Genomic DNA, 20,466 nt, shown 5'->3' on the forward strand with positions numbered 1-20,466 from the left:
ACACAGGCTGATATACTTGTTTATTTTACTAACAACATTTTTTTAGTGAATACAATATTATCAGAAGTTAACCTGTAGAAATAAATCCCTGTTGATAATTCTGATGCATCAAATACTCTTGAGTGTCTGCCTGCTTCTAAAGTTTCATTTACTATTGTGGAAACTTTTTCACCAATAGTATTATATACTGAAATGTTCACCAGTGATGATTTTGGAACTTCAAAATTAATTGTCGTTGATGGGTTAAATGGATTGGGGAAATTTTGATGTAAAGCGAATTCAACCGGGACTATCTTTACATCAACTTCAATGATGCTGCTGTAACTGTAATCGCCATTAAAGTCAATTTGTTTTAGCCTGTAAGAAACCAATCCATCCTTGCTTCTGTCATCGGTAAATGAATATGATTTTGTTTCGGTTGTTGTTCCGTTACCTGACACAAAACCAATATTTGTCCATTCACTTCCTGAATACTTTCTTTCAACATTCCAGCCTTTGTTATTTTGTTCTGAAGCTGTCTGCCAGTTTAACAAAACTGCCTTCTCATTTGATGATGCAGTAAATGAAATTAATTCTACGGGCAAAGGTGTATTTGTACTTCCCAGTGTCCAGAATGAAAAATCATTCAGCCCTGAAAGTTCCACATAATTATTCGCTGTGTTAACGGTACCGCCAACTCCATTCCACGTGTTGATTACTCCTGATGGTGATTTGAATAATACAAGTGTCGGTTCACTTAATCCATTCAATTCAGATTCATCATAATAAAAACGAAGCGTAGCATTTAGCCCAGTATTATTTGCAGGTGCTATACTGAATACTCTAAGTATACCTGTATTACCGTTACCGCTTGCTGCTGCGTGAGTCCTTTCAACAGTTGTAGTTCCTAAGTTGGATGCTGTTGTAAGCATTGCACCTAATCCGCCGACATTTACTCCAGTAGGCGCGTTAAGATCACGTGTTATTGTGATTTTACCTGTGACACCTGAAACAGTACTTCCGGCATTTTCTGTTAGCACGGCATTGGAACCAAGAGTGAGTGTATTACCTGCTAGTAATAAATCTCCGCCATTTACATTTACAAAACCATTTACAGTCATATTTCCGGTCATCGTTACACCAGCAGCATTATTTACCAGCAATCCATTGATAGAAGCTGGAAGTAAAGCTCCTGCAAGCTGTGTCGTGGTTCCGTTATAGCCGTAATTACCAAGCTGGCTTAGTGTTGTTGTTCCGGTATTTAAAAGGTTCTGCACAAAACCGCTATCAAGAGCAGTATTGATTGTGCCGTAATCAGAAACTGTAAATACTCCTGTACCTTGAATAACACTGGTACCCATATTAAGTACGGCACCACTATCTACTTGTATCGGCATTCCCCCGCCACCGAATGTTACGGTATTCAAAGTAAGATCTACGTCGTTACTTTTAATATAGAATCTTGCACCTGCTGAATTTGAATTCTGGGTTGTAAGATTATTAAGTGAAATACTGTTTCCATAAAAATTCCATGAAGTTGTACCTGTACCGGCTTGTGAACCTCTTGTCAAAGCAAAGTTGCCGTTAGTAGCATTAATATTTCCATAGTGATTAATAATTACTGTAGTATTTCCATTTCCTGTTCCGTGTGATGAAAAATTTCCGTTCAGATGAATAACATCACCTAAGAGTGTAACGATAGCAGTACTGTCCGTTACAGGTCCGCAAAGGTACCATCTTCCTGTATTTGTATTTGCAATTGTTATATCACCGCTTACTGTATGATTTGTAAATCCCATATTAAGGTTTGCAGTTTGTGCGGCACAATCAAAAATAAGATTGTAGTAGTTCTGACTTCTGTTTGCGGGTGCAGTATTTGTTGTTCCGGTTATTTTTAATGTAGAACCTGTTCCCCAATCTGAAACCGGAATTGCACCGGAATTCTGTTCGTGTTCATACATGCCGCCGTTTCCGAATTGTAATACTCCATTTGCATTTACGGTGTGTGGTCCCGGTGAAGGGTTAGCTGTGCCGGTAGATTTTAAGAGTCCCAGAACATTCATATCTACAGCATCTGATCCATCAGAAATTGTAAATACAACCGGATTACCATTTACTATAACTGAAGCTCCATTTTCTACAGTGACCTGATCTACATTTACAGTTGCCGTAACTGTAACTGTATGTCCTGTTCTTACTGTAATTGTATTTGACGTATCATAAGGTGTAACTGTTGCGGCACTCCAGTTAACGCCATCAGAAGAGAGTTCCCAGGTAGTTGTTGCATTCCAGTCACCTGAAGTAACAGTCCTGAAATGGCTTGTAATGGGTGAAGGCGGTGCCGGCGGATCAGTAATAGTAAGATTATCAATACTGATACTGCTTGTTGTACTTTGACCGAATCGCATTTTAAAAACATTTAAACTCTGTGCGCCGTCTCTTGCAGGAAAATTATCCAGCTCTTTATTTGTACCAACCCATAAATCATAACTGTCATCGGCGAGAGTTTCTGAACTTCCATTAGGAGCTGTGTATGTTATTTCACTTCCACTATTGTTCGTAACAAATGTAATAGTTTGTGTACCAGTGTAAGTTGCCGGGATCGGGCTTGGTGTTGCTGTGTAAGGACCGACAATAAATGAACCATCTGATCTGAATCCGATAGTAAATCTTGAATGTCCGTTTGATGTATCTGATTCACTGTTTGAATTTGTTGTTGAAGTTCCGACATAAAAATTAACAGGCTGCTGTGATGAGTTTGCTGATGAAGTCCAGAGTCTGAAATCAAACTTCACCTGCAGTGCTGTTGGTGGTCCTGCAAAAGCAACATTTCTTGTAAAGTACCCATTGCCACTGCCATTACGAAAAAAAGTTAACATGTTTGCTGTGTCACCGGTTGCGGGAACTGAAATATACATGTTGGCATTGTTGGCTGATAAAAAAGTGAATTGTGAATTAGAGGGTGTCGTTGAATTAACATATACCGGATCAGCAGAACTTCCGTTTGTAAATATTGTTAACGGGGTTGAAAAATCCTGCTGGAATAATTGTGCCTCAGCATCAACGAACGCTAACATCACAAATAAAATTGTGAATGCACTGATTATTCTTTTCATAGTATTCTCCTGTTTTTATTAATAATACACTATTTATATAGTTATAAAATCTTGCTCAGAGCTTTCTGTCAGTGAACAAACCCGACTATTTTAAAAACAGCATTTTCTTTGTAGATCTGAAACCACCTGTAGCTGATTCTGTTTTAAGTTCATAGACATATAATCCGCTTGCATAATCATCAGCATCCCATTTGTATTTGTAAAATCCTGGTCCAAGACTTTGATTTACAAGTACAGAAACTTTTTGACCCAGCGCGTCGTAAATTATCAAAGTAACATTCAACGTGTTTTCAGGAATTGAAAACTCAATTGTGGTAGCCGGGTTAAATGGGTTCGGGTAATTCTGTCCCAATATGTACTGATCAGGAATTATATCCTCACCAACTAATAGTTTTGTTACTGCCCTGTTATGAATTGTAAATGATTCATCTTTATTAATTCTGGTATTCAATAGCTTTCCGGTTTCATCCTGAAGTTTTATAGAAGCATTTTCAACTTTAATAGTAACCGGATATTCTAAAGCACTAAGTAAAATTGTCTGGTTACCTTCCTTCAGATTTTCAGCCTTCCTGTTACTACTGAACCTGACATCAAATGAACCTGCGGGAGGTAATGGCGGCATCTGGTAATGCTCAAGATCTGCTTCTCCATTTACTGAAAAGAGAGTGATACTTCTTCCGTTTGCATCTGTAATTATAATTCTGCCCCAATTATTTTTGTCATCTTGTGATTGTTCTTTTGCATTGGCAGAAAATGTTGGAGGATTAATCACACCGGGTCCGCTTAACAAAACCCAATATCCAAATCCCGGTTCTAAATTTGTAGGACTAAAGTATGTACCATTCCAACCATAAACTGTGTTGGTGACAATTAATCCCGGTGGCGTTGTTGTAAGTCCCGATACCGGAGCACTGTTTTCATAACCACCAATCATATTCCAACCCTGAGTTACAGCTATTGGATCGTGACTTACAAATTGAATTCCTCCTGCGGGCCACTCATCACCTGTGTTATAAGTCTGATCTCCCGTGTGTAACATCCAGTAGCCTTCTGAAGGTTCAGTATTCGTAACTGCTTCATAAGTATTGGTCCATTTGTAAACGTCAGCAAGCGGATTTCTTCCTGACCACCATGTGTTTACATTTTGATTAACAGGATGCAATCCGGGAACGGAAACCATATTCCAGCCATTCTGGACGGAAACAGATAATTGAAAAGTTGAAGATGCAGCCGTTGTCGCGCTGTCTGATAAGCCTGAAGAATAATTGCTTCCATTAAAAGAAAATGCTTTATAAAAATATGTAGTTGCCGGAATTAAGCCTATGTGCATCTGAGGAGATGTTGTTCCATTGTAAAGCAATGTTCCACCAGCCAAAGAACCTCCGATGGATGGAGGCAAACCGGATGGAGTAGTGAATATACCAGTATTATTCCATACTAAAATGACATTTTCATTTAATCCGTTAGGAGTAAAACTCAGTATAACCTCGGATGAGTTTACTACCTGCGCATCTAACGAAACAGGTGCTGCGGGTATTACCGGTGATGGAATAGAATCTCTTAAACTGAAATCATATACCCCGCTTCCGGAATAACTTGTTAACAAAGCCGGAACATTTGCTGCAGGATCTAATGAGTACGGATAATATCCAGATGGTTCAAAAACAGTTCCGCCTGTCCCCGGTGTACCACAATTGATAAAAATATTATCTCGTTCAACAACATATCCTGGAGGGCTTCCGTCACGTGAAGTTTCTGTTGGTATCGGGTTATTAACAAAATAATTTCCTTCTACCATTGCCTGAGCACCCAGATTTGATGATACCCCATAAATAGTATTTGTCGCACTTAAGTAATAATTGTTGTAAACGTGAGCTTTACCAAAACGGATGCGTGGATGACGTTGAATTGTTTGATCAAAAAAATTGTGATGATATGTAACTTTCATAGCAGAGTCAGAAGTCTGGCTATCTGAATGTCCCATCAAACTTGCTCTGTTATTGTTGTAGATATGATTCCATGATACTGTAACATAAGAAGCTGTATGTGTAACATCGATAGCAGCATCATAATTATTCGTAAATGAACAATGATCAATCCAGATATGATGACCCGTTGATTCAGTATCATCAGCCTGAATGGAAATTCCATCATCCGGAGCGTTTACAAAAAAAATGTTTCTTACAATTATGTTTGAACTTCTCGAAATTTTCAGGCCGACTCCTGAAAATGATGCATCATTACCAACTCCTATGACTGAGATATCATATGCATCCTTGATATCAATCATTTCACTTACACCGCTGTCCCTGAATAATGTTCCTACTATGTAAACGGTTAGCGGAGGTAAATTACCTGTATGATCTGCATCCACCCGGCTGTACATCAGATCAACAAAATCAGTTGCTGATGTTATAAAGACGTAGTTTGCTTCAGATCCTGAACCACCTGTTGTTCCCTCAGGATTTCCAAGAGCATTCATTGATGCAAATCCTTCGGGAGACATTTGTAATGGGAAGGCAGTTAGCCCTGTTGTATCCATCATTATACCGACAACGGTTTTATGAGAATTCATTGTAAGTACTGCGGGATTAGTAAAATTATTTTCAGTCCCTCCCCATCTGAAAAAAGTATTGCCGACAGAGGGGAATGCAGAAACTGTTATCTGAGCACCAGCATCATAGTAAGTTTCAAGTGGTGAAGCAGAGACAGTTCCGGATCCGCTTTTCAACAGAGATAATTTGTACATAGGAAACGCATCTGATCCGGCGACCATTATTCTGTCAATGTTAGGATTGGAGCCATTTGTTGTAGATGCAAATTTTAACCTGTTGATACCGGCTACAAGCGGAACTGAAATTGTAACTGAAGACCAGTTTGTCCAACTTCCAGTCCCCGTAAAGGACAGCGATGAAATTACTACATCATTTAACCTGACTGAAAGACTCCGGCTGCTGCCACCGTTAGCGTAGTACACAGTTATTAAATTTGTAGCTGCTGTATCACGCCGGAAGATAAATTCAAGATTGCTGCCATCCCTGTCAGCCAGATCTACATAACCAGAACCGCTGTAACCCGTATATTGCGAACGAACGAACGAACCGAAAAGTAAGCCGTCCTCAGCTTCAAAAACATTTGGATCTCCCGGTGCAATACCATTACCTGTAACCGCTACATTTTTTGTTACCGCATCGGCACCCGCATTAGAAATATTTCCGCCGTATGATGAAACTGATGTTGGTAAAAATCTTACATAAATTGTTGTGTTGTTTAGCGTACCACCTGTATAAGGTAATTCCAGAAATGAACTGAATCCGCTTCCACTTGTTGTAGAAATTTCGAATCCTGCCGGTGCCGTGATTGTAATTACTCCACTGAGAGGTGTTAAAGTATTCGCGGATACTGAATAATTTTTTTCAAGAGAAATTGTGTTGACTGTAACATTTCCAAATGATACAGAAGTGGGTGAAACTAAAATCGTTGGTGCAGCGGCTGTGGTTTGACTTCCTGTACCTGATGATGATGTCAAATAGTTATGCGAATTATTCGTCCCTACATTGAATTCATAAACTGCAAAATAATAATCGGTACTGCCTGCCAAACCGGTTACAGTGACCTGTGAACCCATTCCACTATAAACCACTTTATTGCCACTTCCCTGATCTGCTGCTGATTGATAGTTACTGTTTATACCACTTACGATTATGCCGTCACTCGGCTGCCAGTTTACGGCACTTCCCGATTTTACAACAACTAATCTATCTGATCCGTTTCCTCCGGAAAAGTTGACTGTGATTGAATTTCCTGTGACCAAACCGAAACTGACATTTGAAGAAATTGTTGGTTCACCAATAAGAGCAATTCCGCTGACTAAAAAGTTAGATGATACATCACCGCTTGTATGAGTCAAAATTCCGCTTACAGTTCCTGAAGGTATTAGGGGTTCAAATCTTACATAAATTTCAGTGGAGGGAAGAGAACCTCCTGATAAAGATAAAACAAGACTATCTGAAAAAGCTGAGTTATCTGTACTTACTTTGAAATAGTCCGGAGCTTTAACAACTACACTTTCAGAAAGATTGGTACCATTTACAAAGTAGCTAATCGATGGAGAAAAATTATTTGCAACTGTTGGTTGAAGAACAAGTGAATTAACAGAAGTGAAAATTGCCGATGATGATAACGATGTACCGGAAATCACTACGTCTTGCGGACATACATATTTACCTGATGAAGAAGTCGTATACCATGGATAAATCCTTAAATAAAATGTTCCTCCATCATTCACAGTTTCATTGATTGAGTAATCCGGTGCAGGCGCAATAAAACTGCCATTCGGTAAAACCAGAACACTGCTGTTCAATTGAACCGGATTGTTAAATGCTGCATCTGTTGAATACCAGATGTTTGCACGCATATTACTTCCGCCCGCAGCACCAAGATTCATTGAAATATTACCAACTGTAAAATTGTAGCCCGGTGCAGGAGATACAGCAAATTGAATATAACGGTTTTCATTCTGCTGTGATTCTGCGGGCCAGTTTCCATCTGAAGTTGTAACACGTTGACTGCTGTTGGGTCCTGTGTAATTATTTATTGTCATTCCACCAAATGACTCCGGTTGACCTGCTACATCTCCACTGACTGTAACAGCAGTGGTTGTTGCACTGGTAAGCGGCCATGTTGCGGAAGCATTTTGTGGCTTAATTGATACTGAAGTAATCAGAATACAGAACAGAAAACTGGTAAAGAATTTCATCGTGTTGCTATCTGTGTGTTTTAATTGAATGAAGAAAAAATCTTTAGGGCATTTGTCCATTTTGCAAATGCCCCAAAGAGAGATCATGATGTTACTTGAGGAGTATCATTTTTTTAGTTTGAACAAAATCTCCCGCAGTCATCTGGTATATGTAAGTTCCGGAACTGAGTTGTTGTCCGAAATTGTTCACACCATCCCAGTGAATTGAATAATTTCCTGCTTCAACCTGACCCGCAAACAAAAGTTTAACTTCTTGTCCGAGTATATCGTAAATCTTAACTACAACTTCACCGGCTGTTGGTACTCCGAATTTAATTGTGGTTGTTGGGTTGAAAGGATTTGGATAATTTTGATCTAACATATAGTTCTCTGGTACTTCGACAGCTGAGACTATCAATTTACCAATCAAAGCATTTTGAATTACTATTGATTCGTCAGCTTTGAGTACAGAATTAATTAATCTTCCTGTTTCATCCTGAATTTTTAAATCTGCTTTTTCCAGTTTAATAGTTACAGGATATTGAATTCCACTCATGTCAATCTTCTGTTCACCGATGCTGAAATCTTCAGCCAAACGCTGACTGACATATCTTATATCAAAGCAACCTGCCGGTGGAGGTGGAGGAAGCAGATAATGATTCAAGTCAATATTTACCTTATCAGTTGATGCCTTACTGTTAACAACATAAAGAGTAAATTGTTTTCCTGAAGCATCTGTAAATATTAATTTTCCCCAGTCAGCTTTATTATCTTGATTTGTTGACACTACCGGTTTATCTAATGCGGTTGGTATATTTATTACACCACTTCCATTCAGCAATACCCAGTATGCGTAGCCAGGTTCAATGTTGGCAGGATTGGAGTATGATCCGTTCCAACCATAGACGGTGTTTGGTACGATTAGTCCCGGAGGTGTGGTTGTTAAATTAACAACAGGCACACTTTGATCATAACCACCTATTAAATTCCAACCTGTATTAACTACAATTGGATTATGCGTTACTAATTGTATTCCGCCGGCCGGCCACTCTTCACCGGTATTATAAGTTACAGCACCTGAATGCAGCATCCAGTAACCTTCACTGGGTGTTGTAGTTGTAACAGATGAATAAGAACCAGTCCATTTGTAAACATCGGCTAATGGATTTCTGAATTGCCACCAGGTATTTACATTCTGATCAACAGGATGTAAACCAGGAGCAGAAACCATATTCCATCCATCCATAACTGAAACTGAAAGCTGGAAGGTACTTGAAGATCCGGTCTCACCAATGACAAAATAGCTAAGACCTGTTATATCATCTGATGTAATTGTTCCACCGGTTGGTTCTGCACTGCTTATTAAATCATAAGCCCCGGTCAAAGTTGATGATTTTCCAATACCCATTGTAGTTGTTAATCCATCTTCGGTCAGTCTTACTTTTGTCGAAACAAATTCGGTTAAGCCCGTAAGGATTTGGGCTGACCAATAACGGTTTGTATTTAATGATGTCAAACCGGTGCCTGGTGTACCTCCAGCATTTTCATCAGATACTTCAGATGAAACAACAACTGATCCGGATGCATTTGTGACTGCATCAACCAGTGCCAGAGGTTTATAACTTCCTTTTCCAATCGGGAAATTATAAACTGAACCGGTTGCCAACGATTGAGGTAATGTCAATGCCAGCGGACCATTAACATAAGCTGTTCCACTTCCTCCACTTATTGAAGAAGTTGATGTACCTGAAACAGTTAACATATTAACAGCAGAAGTATTCAGTTTTCCATCTGTTAGATTTAATGTACTGCAGGATGTTGCATTACTTAAAGTAACACCATTACTATTATTAATAATCAATGAACTGACACTTAAGGGTAAACGTATGCCGGTGATTTGTCCTTCAGCGCCATTGAAACCATAATTAGCTTCTGAACTTAATGTTACAACGCCTGTGGTTTTTAGTGTGCTATCAAGACCACCACCGTTACCACATAACAGCGTACCGTTAGCACTAACTGTAAATGCACCGCTGCCCGCAAATACACTCGTTCCAACATCTAAAGTTGCATCAGTATCAACTTCAACGGGGCAACCGCCGCCACCGAAAGTTACAGACGATAGTGTCATCTGCTGTACAGTGGTTCCGGTAAATACAAATCGTGCACCAGTGGCGTTTGAATTCTGAGTCGTAAGATTTGAAAAAGAAATATTACCATTGTGCATTAGCCACCTGGTTGTACCTGTACCAGCCTGTGAACCGCGAGCTATTGAGAAATTCCCGTTTACTGCGGAAATATTTCCATAATGATTAATAACTATTGTCGTGTTACCGTTACCTGTACCTTGTGTAGAAAAATTACCGCTTAAGTGATTTACATTACCCAATATTGTTAGTGTTGCGCTTGAATCTACAGATGGTCCACACAACTGCCATCTTCCTGTATTGGTATTTACAATTGTAATGTCTCCGCTTACAGTATTATTATTAAATCCCATATTCAGATTGGCAGTGAGTGCTGGGGTATCAAATATTAGGTTAAAATAATCCTGATTTCGGTTTGCAGGTGCAGTATTGGTTGACCCTGTGATTTTCGCAGTTGAACCATTTCCCCAGACAGAGATTGGAATAGCGCCTGCATTCTGTTCATGCTCATAAACTCCGGTACTTCCGAATTGCAGAACCCCGTTTGCGTTAACTGTATGTGGTCCCGGTGAAGCATTTGCTGTACCAGTGGATTTTAACAATCCATTAACCAACATATCAATATCATCAGGTCCATCAGCAATTGTGAATACTATGGGAGAACCATTTACTACTATTGTAGCACCTTCATCAACAATTACCTGATCAACAGTTACGGTATCGGTGACAGTAACAGTATGTGTTGGTCTGATATGAATATATTTGCCTGCAAGTGTTGGTGTTACTTCGGCATCCTCCCAAATAACACTATCAACTGATGTTTCCCAGGTTGGCAATGCATTCCAGTCACCATTTGTTTTGGTTCTAAAATAAACATCCGGATTACCCGCAGCTATTATCGTCTGCAATCCACCGTTAAATGCCGTACCTGATTTATTTCCAGAAGAAAATGTCAAGTCGTCCGTAATTATTGCATCAACACTAATATTATTTCCAACAGCAGCAGTCTCAAGCACATCTGCGGTAATCCATAGATATACTGTTTCGTTAGCGTTAATGTCCTGGGTTAATGAGGTGAATGAAAGATTACTTGTTCCTCCTAACCCGGCAGTGATATCTGCACCTATTTGAGTTGCGGCTGAAATATTATCTTCTGTATTAAACCACAACTGCAGCCTGGCAATATCTGCGGAAGTGTAGGTGCCTTGTGTTGTAAAGTTCACCTGATTTAATTGTGTACCTGCTACTGTTACAGCCAGGTTGAACTTATAAATAGGAATTTTTAAAGACCCTGTTGTGATATCGCCAGGTGGGACTGCAGGATTATCCGATGATAACACAATACCGGCAACACCAGCTAAAGTGCTGAACATCTCCTGGTTTCCATAGCTTGTACCAAATGTGTTAGTTGCATAAGCACGCACATAATAAGTTATTCCTGAAGCCAAACCTGTAATAGAACTGACGAATGTACCGGTACCGCTGCCATCTTCAGTTTTACTGTCCGCAATTGTGGGATTCTCAACCGTACTCCAGCAAACACCTCGTAATGTTACAGGTGCTGTTCCCTGATCAGTAACATTGCCGCCGCTTGTTGCGGTTGTTTGAGTTATATCAGTTACTGCGGTTGTAGTTAAAGTTGGCGGGGTTCCAGAAACAGAAAGTGTAACTGCCAAAGAAGCTAACCTTATTGTTGTGCCGGAACCATATTGTACAAAGTCAGTACCGGAACTGGTGCTTATTGTGGAGGTTAAAGCATTATAATAAATCCTTCGGTAAATTCTCATTGACTTAGCACCGGCAGGAATAGTTGGATTAAGTACAATCCATGAACTAGTTGCATTCGGAAATGGAACAGCAGATGCTCCAATTACACTTGTCTCACTAAAAGGATATTGATCAGAAAATACAACACCTGCATCTCCGGGATTAGTATTATTATTTGTACTTCCTGTGAAAGCAATTTCTGTAATTGTTGAACTTGAGCTATTAGCTGTTAGTTGCATCTCAATAAAAGCAGCGGTTGCATTTATCTGGTATCCATTAATATTGGAAGTACCGCAAACTGTTGCAGTAAAAAGTGCACCCCCTGACATAGTGTAAATTATCTCCCTGGCTGAACCGGGATTAAAAGTTGTTTGTGTTGTAGTCCACGGAAGTGGATAAGTACCTGAAACATAATCGTAGCCCATAAAAGAATCCTGGGCTTTCACAGTTTGAGCTGATACAAAAAGAAAGACGATCACCACGAACGCAAGAGAATAAAAACCCTTAAGAACAAAATGTGCTAATCGGTTCATAACTACTCCAGAATTTGAGTTGAAGAGAACAGTATCAGAGTTAATTTGAAAAAATGTTGGATTGAAAAACTGCAGCCGGTAATAGAATTGGAAATATTAAACTTAATTTATTAACGACTATCTCAGTAGAGTTTACTGGATGACAAAAAATTGAGATTTATTAATTAGAACGAGAAAGAAACCGAGAGCCTGTTAACACTATTAAAAACTTCAAAGCTGGAATATGAATAACTAACCGACACATCATATCCGCTTAATGAAGTGTGAAGTCCAATACCGCCCGACCACGAAGCCAAATCCCTGTTTGTCTGATAACCTCCACGTAATGAAACCATGTTCATGTAAGTATATTCTATGCCTATGTTAACTCTTTCAGAATAATTATTCTGATGAAGAAAATCAGTAGCGAGTATGATACTGTTTTCAGGAGCTATTTCAGGACTAATAACCTTCATAACATTAATTGCCGCACCGAGTGAAAATAGCAATGGAAGTTGTTCTTCAATTTCTTCCCGCTTTATGTTTGTAGCAAAATTTCTGATTGACATGCCAAATACAAAATCATTGAATTGAGTTTGGTATTTAACACCCGCATCAAACGCAATTTTGGATGCATTATTTTTTTGAACACCGGATGTATAAAGATTTTCACCAAGGTTCTGGCCGGTTAATTTTATGGTACCCCCTAAAGAAAAGGCATTCGAAATACTTTTAGCATAGGATAATCCTAATGAATAAGCACTTACATTAGAAACAACACCATTGTCAATATATCCTAATGAATTATTTGTTTGGTCTTCACTGAGGAGACTGGTTCCATTTATTGTTCCATAATCAACCACGAGAAGATGAAATCCGAATACTCCAAGGTTGCCTGAATTCCAAGATGCAGAGCCGCTTAAATAATTGATGTCAGCAATCCATCCGGTGTAGTTTAAGCTTATGTCAAATTCATTTTTCATTGATGTAAGCCCTGCCGGATTATAAAAAATACTTTCAGACCCTTTACCAATTACTGTAAATGCATCGCCCAATGATGCTGCCCTTGAACTTGTGCCAACTAAAAGAAAATTCATTGTGCTTTGGGCAGTCTTTTTTAAATCAACTTGTGAATAACTTTTTTGTGGTATAATAAAAAGCAGGATCACCAACAGTGATAGATTTTTGATTAATTTCATAGCCTCACCGTACAACAATAAATTTTTGGTAGTTTGTTTCACCATTGGGTTTTCTAAATACGGCTATATACACCCCACTGCTAATTACCTGCTGACTATCGGTAATCATATCCCACGGAGCTAAACCTTCTGATGAGGGTGAATCGTGTTCTATTGTTTTAATCAGATCGCCATTTTCGGTATAGATTTTTATTGTTACCGTACCCGGTAAATTGTAAAAGTTTATTCTCCTTCTTTCAACATCCACATAATATTTTACAAGTGGATCATTAATATTATAAGGGTTCGGGACAATCCTGATCTTGGACATATCATCAGAATAATATTTGGGAGGGTTTACAGATGTTACATTGGTTACCCATAAACGGCTGCTGTACATAAGTTTCCCCCTTGTAGTAGGATCAGCATAGATATCATGTTCATCTATCCTTACTTTTGATTGGATATAATAATAGTAAGGTACACCCGAGAGAACCATTGTATCCAAAAATGTATGTTCAGCGGCAATATCTTCAGGACCAGAAGAATAAACTTCATCGTAAAAAACTGTATCCTGGTAAGTAAGTTTTCTGAAAATTGAGTAACCTGCAAAGTTTGGCAATGTTTCTGCACCGGGATTTCTCCAGTACAGGACAACGCCATCCAATTCACCTGAACCATTAACTCTAAATACATCAGGAGGAGGAGGGGCTTGAGGTATCTGGTAATTATTTTCATAATTCCACTTGGCTCTATATGCAGTTAACATTACTGAATCAATCCCCGTGCTAATCCACCTGTTTTTTATTTTATCTAATTCAGTAGCGTCTGAAGGAAAAACAAAGTTTGAAGGGAACCAACCGGTTTGCGGGTTCGGCATGTTCGGTGGATCAGTAAGAGTTCCTTCCAGCCACTTCTCTCCAATTTCCTGAGACTTTATAATTCCAATACCTGCAACACCCACTGCATAAACAATTCTAATTTTATGATTAGGCGGAAACTGATATGGACCAAAACTACTGAAGTTTTTTGAATTAACTGAACTAAGGGTGCCGCCTGTAAAATTTGAAAAATTGGCAGTCCCGAGTTCATCATTATTTATCATATGAAAAGTTCCGGGAAAACTCCCTGGCATTATGTTCCTGCTTGAAAAACCTCCGCGCATTGCCCAATAGTTTTTACTTCCATAAGGATCCTCACCGGTTGCAGGGTTTGGAATTCTTGTTTCTGTACCTATATACGTAACTCTTGGCTGTAAAAAATCATCTACATCATCAGCTACATTAATAAACGGTGTTTCGGAAGCATGTATTATTGAGTAAAAAATAAAATTAGTATTTAATAATCTCCCGTTTTGACTTACCACAGGAGCTCCCATATTGTCGCCCCCAGCCTGTGGGTCATCTGCGGAATAAAAATAGAAAACTCTTAAAGAATCTCCCGGTCTTGCACCGTAATAATGCTGCCACACATATCCATAATTAGGACGTTCACTTGATGGCGGTGAAGGATTTGATCCGTTGCTGTAAAAATTGTTGGTGTTGCCCATATTCATTGAGAAATAAAAATTACGCAATGTATCCTGAAAAAGTGAACCATCATTTTTATCAACACCAACATTTGTAAGTTCAACCTCAACGATTAAGTAATTGTCATTATAGGTCTGACTCCATCCCAATATCTTTCTTTTAACTTCAACGCCAAGTACATTTTTGTAAGTAGCTTCTACAATCTGATCATAAGTTCCACCAGAAAATTTTGATGGGTCGTATGTTGCAAAATCTTGTATTGTAATTGGTGCTCTGTTTACTTCGTGTTGAGTATATCTGTTCCTGATATAGCTGGTTATCGGAACAACTACTTTTCCATTTATCATATAATCATTGGTTGGCCCGAATACTGCCGCGTTGAACAGTGAATCATCAGGAGCTCTCCAGCCGGTACAACCTAGTCTAAAACCAGAGCCTAGATGACTTTCAGAACCCTGACCTCTGTACTGAACTATATCATAATCACTAGGAAAAAAACCTGCTCTGAAGTCAAAGTTTGCTCTTTCTCCGTTCGCTGCAATTCCGCCCCAGATTCTAGTAATTTTTGTAACTGCATTTTCAAGTTCAGGTTGAGGATAGATTTGTAAAGGAATGATAACTATCAGCACCATTATTGCAGTAATAAAATTTTTTTTATTCATGAATTATTCCTCTGAATTCTAAAAGTCTATCCGCAATCCGAACCAAATATCTCGTGGTTGACCAAAGAGAAAATATGATAAATCCGGATCGTTGATGTGTGGTTTTTCATCAGATCGTAAATCACCGACTTTGTCATCACCGGGAATATAATAACCGGGGTTCTGAGCTCTCAGGTTATCAAATTCAGGCGAATCATACATTGGTAACCGAAGTGATGCAAGATAATTTTTTGTGTCAGCCCACTCAATAAAATTACCTGTGTCAACACTATTACGCCTAAAAGCATAGCCTCTATTGAGTAAACTTACTTTCATGTTCAGTACGTTATTTATATCCAAAAAGAATGTAGTGTTTAATCCCAGGAAGCTAAAAGTTTTTGCAACCCTAAAATCAAGCATAAAGTAGTCAGGCCATTGCAGATTATTACTTATAAAATCTTTATCAAGGGGGTTAAAGGTAAAGTATTCTCCAGCTTTCCATTCAAAGAATAATGTAGCTCTCCAGTTTGAAGTAATATGATTCAACCATTCACTTGAAAATAATTCGTCCGGTGATTTTAGCGTCACGTTAGTATTTAATATAGGTCTTGGTAAAAATTTTTGCTGGTTGTTTGAGTAAAGAGCTGTTCTTTCATCATCAAATGAATTCTTATAAATTGCCGATATACCGGACAGCCCTTCCTTTTCTCTCATGTAATTAAAATTTATCCAACCGGTTATCCAGCTATAATCATTTTTTGTGAAAGTTAATTCAAGACCCTGTATATCTTTGTATTCATTGTTATCCCATCGATCATAAATAAGAGCCCCATCTGTATTTCTCTGATAACTAACTTCTCCATGTTGTCCTGAAACATCCTTATAATAACCGGATAATTTGAGTATCACGTTCTCGAACATTTTATACTCCACACCCAATTCATATTGAATGGTTTTTGGAGGTTCCAGGTTAGGATTAGACATCTCGTATATTCCGTTTTTATCATACCTGTAAGTGAAAAGGAACATTGAAGCATAAGGCGGGTTTGATCTGAAATGCCCATAGTTAAAATAAAATTTTGATTCTGCAGTTACAGGAAATGATAGCCCCAACCTTGGACTAATTACTAAATGATTTTTAACCGGTTCCAGAAATCCTGGATTCTGTCTGTCATATTCTTCCCACTTCTCCCAAATTATTGATCTTCCAGAAGCGAGAATAGCATAGAACGAATCGGCAGCTTCTCCTGGTCCGGGGGGTGCACCACCAAATGCAGATGTAAAGGCATCAGAAAAATTATCACCTGTGGGCCATTTGCCTCCCCCTCCGTAATAATAGTCTAACCTGGTTCCGATATTTGCAATAATACCTTCATAGCTAATTTGATCTTGAATATAAAATCCTGTTTGACTTGGAAATCTATGGTAATTGAATTCATAAGAGTTGTACGGTCCTGTTCTGTTCCACTTTAACCACATCTTATGATCAAGATCAATATAATTATATTCGATTCCTGATTTTAAATAGTTATGATCCCCCAGTTGACTAACAATATCAAACTTAAGTCCAACCTGCTGAATATGTACATTAGTATATAAATCACCTTCTTTACTTCTAAAGCGCTTGTTAACACCGGGCAGTGCATCATAGCCAGGATATAAATATGAAATCGTATCATTTCCGGTAATTAATGTTAGCCTGTTATTATTCGAAAACTGAAGTTTCCCATATGGCATTTCTGAAACAGGGAAAGGTCCGAAGTGTGTCAGTACCGTGTTATCTCTGTTATCTCCCGTTGGTGAATGATCTTTAATGGAGGAATAATTCAATTTAAATTCCCAGAATGTTTTTTCATTCAGCATATGGTTGATATTTATTGCGCCCATCTTAGTTGTCTGATCAAGCAAAGGAAAGATTGGAACATCAAACCAATAATTTGTTCCACCATCCAGACTTGATATTCCTGAAATATCTTTTGTATTATCAATCCGCATAAAACCGCCTTCGCGTCCTGCGTCTGGAACATCCCCAAAGGCTGGTTTTAAAGGACTTAGTCCAAGTTGTCTTTTAACTAAGCCATCAAGTCTTACTGTAAGAGTTTTTAAGGGATTAGTTTTTAGCGTTGCTCTGGTTACATAATTCTGCTGACTTTTTTTTGCGAAGGGAAATACATAATAATCTTCTCTTGTTAAATGAGATAGATAAAAAGTTGCATCTCCAAATTCACTACTCAAAAAAGGAAGAGGGCCGCCAAAACCCAGATCTACATTATAGTCTATTCCTTCTTCACCTCTCACATGTTCCTCAAACAACCGCTTATGCTCTTCGGATACTTCATAACCTAAAGCGGATAGTGCTTCATAATCAGGAATTGCCATATGCATCCATGCAGCCAGCAGGTAATAGTCTAAAGGCGTTGCTTGTTGATTAAGCGGACGCCCTTGATTAAAAATATCTGCTTGCTGTATCCAGCCATCAAAATTGTCATATTGCTGTCTAAGGTAGTCATTATCAGCCCAGGCTGTCTGTGTCCCGACAAAAGCAACAGTAGGATCCAGGAATGGTCTTAATGCAGGTCCATAGGGATCAGAAAGTTTTGGTCCAAACCTTTTTAGATGTTCAATATTTCTTTGGATAGATATTGTTCCGTGGTATTTATTTTTATTTCCGGTTTTTGTTGTTACGTTAAGTAAGCCAGATCGGAAGTTCCCATATTCAGCATTAAATCCGCCGGATAGGACTGAAACCTGGTCAATGGAACTTAGAGGAACAGATGTCTCTGCATTTCCAACGGCTGCATTATTATATGACATACCATCAATAAATGAACCTGTCTGGTCTGCCGAACCACCTCTTATTTCAAGGAAACCTCTTTCGCTTGAAACACCCGGCTGTCTTTCAAGAAATGAATTTATATCTCTGATACCTGCAGAGTTAATTATCTGATCATTGGTAACGACAAGTTGTGTGTTAGAAACTTCATTATGCAGTTCATTCTTTTTTGCAACGATTACAACTTCTTCACTTTCAATATATCCCGAAGTCATTTTTATTTCTAATGATGTAACCCTGTCCGCTGAAACAACAACACCTTCGATTATATTCTTTTTATACCCGATCATTGAAGCTTGAAGCGTGTACGTTCCTACAGGAACATTAATGATTATAAACTTTCCGCTAAGGTCAGTAGCCGCACCGAGATGCGTATCGACAAGTATCACATTCGCGCCTAATAATTCTTCGCCTGTTTCTGCATCTGTTATTTTGCCTTCAATCTTGCTTCTGTTCTGACTGAATATCAGTGTTGAAAAAAGCAGTAACCCTGTAAATATTTTAATTGATGTTAATGTCATTGAATGAAAAGTAGTTTTTCTTTTCATCTGAAGCTCCACGTAAAATTATTTTTCACTTGCATATATGAGTTTGCTGTAAGTTTTAACCATTTGATCACCGCAGAAATTCTTTATCATTAATTTTTGATGATCGTATGGTCAATCCTTCAACATTCTCAATTACACTTTCGTTCTTAACTTTGTTGAAGGTACAGTTTTCTACTAACACATTTTTAACCGGGGAATGTTCATAAGCCTTTATCCAAACGGCAAATTCACTTTTTTGCGCTGTTACATTCTTTATAGAAATGTTCTTAACAACTGGTATAAATTTTCCTGCGTCTCCTTCTTCATAATAAAAATTTATTTTTATAACGGCTTCGCTTACTTCACCAACCTCAATATTCCTTACGTGTATATTCTCTATTATTCCGCCGCGTACGGAATTTGTTTTTATCCTGAATGCTCTTTCAAGGTGGGGACTATCCATCTTACAATTTTCCGCAAAAACATTTTTAACTCCACCCGAAATTTCACTTCCAAGTACAACTCCGCCGTGACCCTCTTTCATTATACAATTCTGGATTACAATATTTTCGCTTGGAACATTTATTCTTCTGCCATCGTTGTTTCTGCCTGATTTTATTGCGATGCAATCATCACCTGTATTGAAGTAACAATCTTTTATTAAAACGTCTTTGCAGCTTTCAGGATTACAGCCGTCATTGTTCGGACCCAATCCTTCAACGGTAACACCAAGTACAGAAATGTTTTCACACAAAACAGGATTGATAAACCACATTGGAGAATCTTTAAATGTCACACCTTCAATAAGAATATTTTTTGTTTTGTAGAAATGCACAAAGTTGGGACGCAGATAATAACCTTCACCCATTATTCTTTCTTCGGGTGGGATATTATCCTCAGCCATTTTAAAAAGTTTATCGCGTCCTTCTTTCTGATGAGGTTCACCCGTCTTCCATCCACCTTCTTTTTTACCCTTCCACGGCCACCAGTTGTTGACACTTCCCTGTCCGTCAAGAATTCCTTTTCCAGTTACAGCAATGTTCTCCTGACCATAAGCATAAAGAAGTGATGAGTAGTTCATACATTCAACACCTTCCCATCTGCTGAAAACAAGAGGAAGATACTTAGCTTTATCATCTGAAAATTTTATTACAGCATTCTCTGCTAGATGAAGATTAACATTACTCTTCAAGTGAATTGCACCGGTTAAGAAAATTCCTTCAGGGACATAAACCATTCCGCCGCCGTTTTTTGAACATTCTGCTATTGCTGATTTGAATGCAACTGTACAATCTGTTTCACCATCAGCTTTGGCACCAAAGTCTGTTATGTTAAAAATGCGTTCAGGAAATTGCGGAGGTTTAATTCTGTTTAAGATTTGTTCAACCTGAACCCATTCATCACCAGGAGTGCTCGTGTTATTTGTTGAACAACTGAGTGACGCGGCAACTAACAGCAGCGCTAATAAAAAAATATTTTTATGGTTGAAAATTTTCATA

Annotated in this window: 7 protein-coding genes; all 7 read right to left on the bottom strand. The window is 38.5% G+C overall.

Translation table 11 applies throughout. The features are described 5' to 3' along the window. Nucleotides 1–20: 20 nt before the first annotated feature. The 7 genes from IPM56_13735 to IPM56_13765 all read right to left on the bottom strand — a co-directional run bounded on the left by IPM56_13735 (nt 21) and on the right by IPM56_13765 (nt 20,465). Nucleotides 21–3,095, bottom strand: a complete 3,075-nt coding sequence (locus IPM56_13735) for a T9SS type A sorting domain-containing protein (GenBank protein QQS35299.1) — start codon at nt 3,093–3,095, stop codon at nt 21–23. Nucleotides 3,096–3,180: 85 nt separating this feature from the next. Beyond that, nucleotides 3,181–7,854: a carbohydrate-binding protein gene (locus IPM56_13740; protein ID QQS35300.1), complete on the bottom strand. Its 4,674-nt coding sequence runs from the start codon at nt 7,852–7,854 to the stop codon at nt 3,181–3,183. A gap of 91 nt (nt 7,855–7,945) precedes the next feature. Further along, nucleotides 7,946–12,280, bottom strand: a complete 4,335-nt coding sequence (locus tag IPM56_13745) for a T9SS type A sorting domain-containing protein (protein ID QQS35301.1) — start codon at nt 12,278–12,280, stop codon at nt 7,946–7,948. Nucleotides 12,281–12,444: 164 nt separating this feature from the next. Further along, complete coding sequence (locus tag IPM56_13750) at nt 12,445–13,458, bottom strand: PorV/PorQ family protein (protein ID QQS35302.1); 1,014 nt, start codon at nt 13,456–13,458, stop codon at nt 12,445–12,447. A gap of 4 nt (nt 13,459–13,462) precedes the next feature. Next, on the bottom strand, nt 13,463–15,628 hold the full coding sequence (locus tag IPM56_13755; GenBank protein QQS35303.1) for a hypothetical protein: 2,166 nt from the start codon (nt 15,626–15,628) through the stop codon (nt 13,463–13,465). An 18-nt stretch (nt 15,629–15,646) separates the two neighbouring features. After that, the gene (locus IPM56_13760; protein ID QQS35304.1) at nt 15,647–18,988 is read right to left on the bottom strand and encodes a carboxypeptidase-like regulatory domain-containing protein; all 3,342 of its coding nucleotides are present in this window, start codon (nt 18,986–18,988) and stop codon (nt 15,647–15,649) included. 67 nt (nt 18,989–19,055) lie between these two features. Next, nucleotides 19,056–20,465: a glycoside hydrolase family 28 protein gene (locus IPM56_13765; protein QQS35305.1), complete on the bottom strand. Its 1,410-nt coding sequence runs from the start codon at nt 20,463–20,465 to the stop codon at nt 19,056–19,058. Between the last annotated feature and the right edge of the window lies 1 nt (nt 20,466).

The sequence above is a fragment of the Ignavibacteriales bacterium genome, assembly GCA_016700155.1.
In the GTDB taxonomy this organism is placed as follows: domain Bacteria; phylum Bacteroidota; class Ignavibacteria; order Ignavibacteriales; family Ignavibacteriaceae.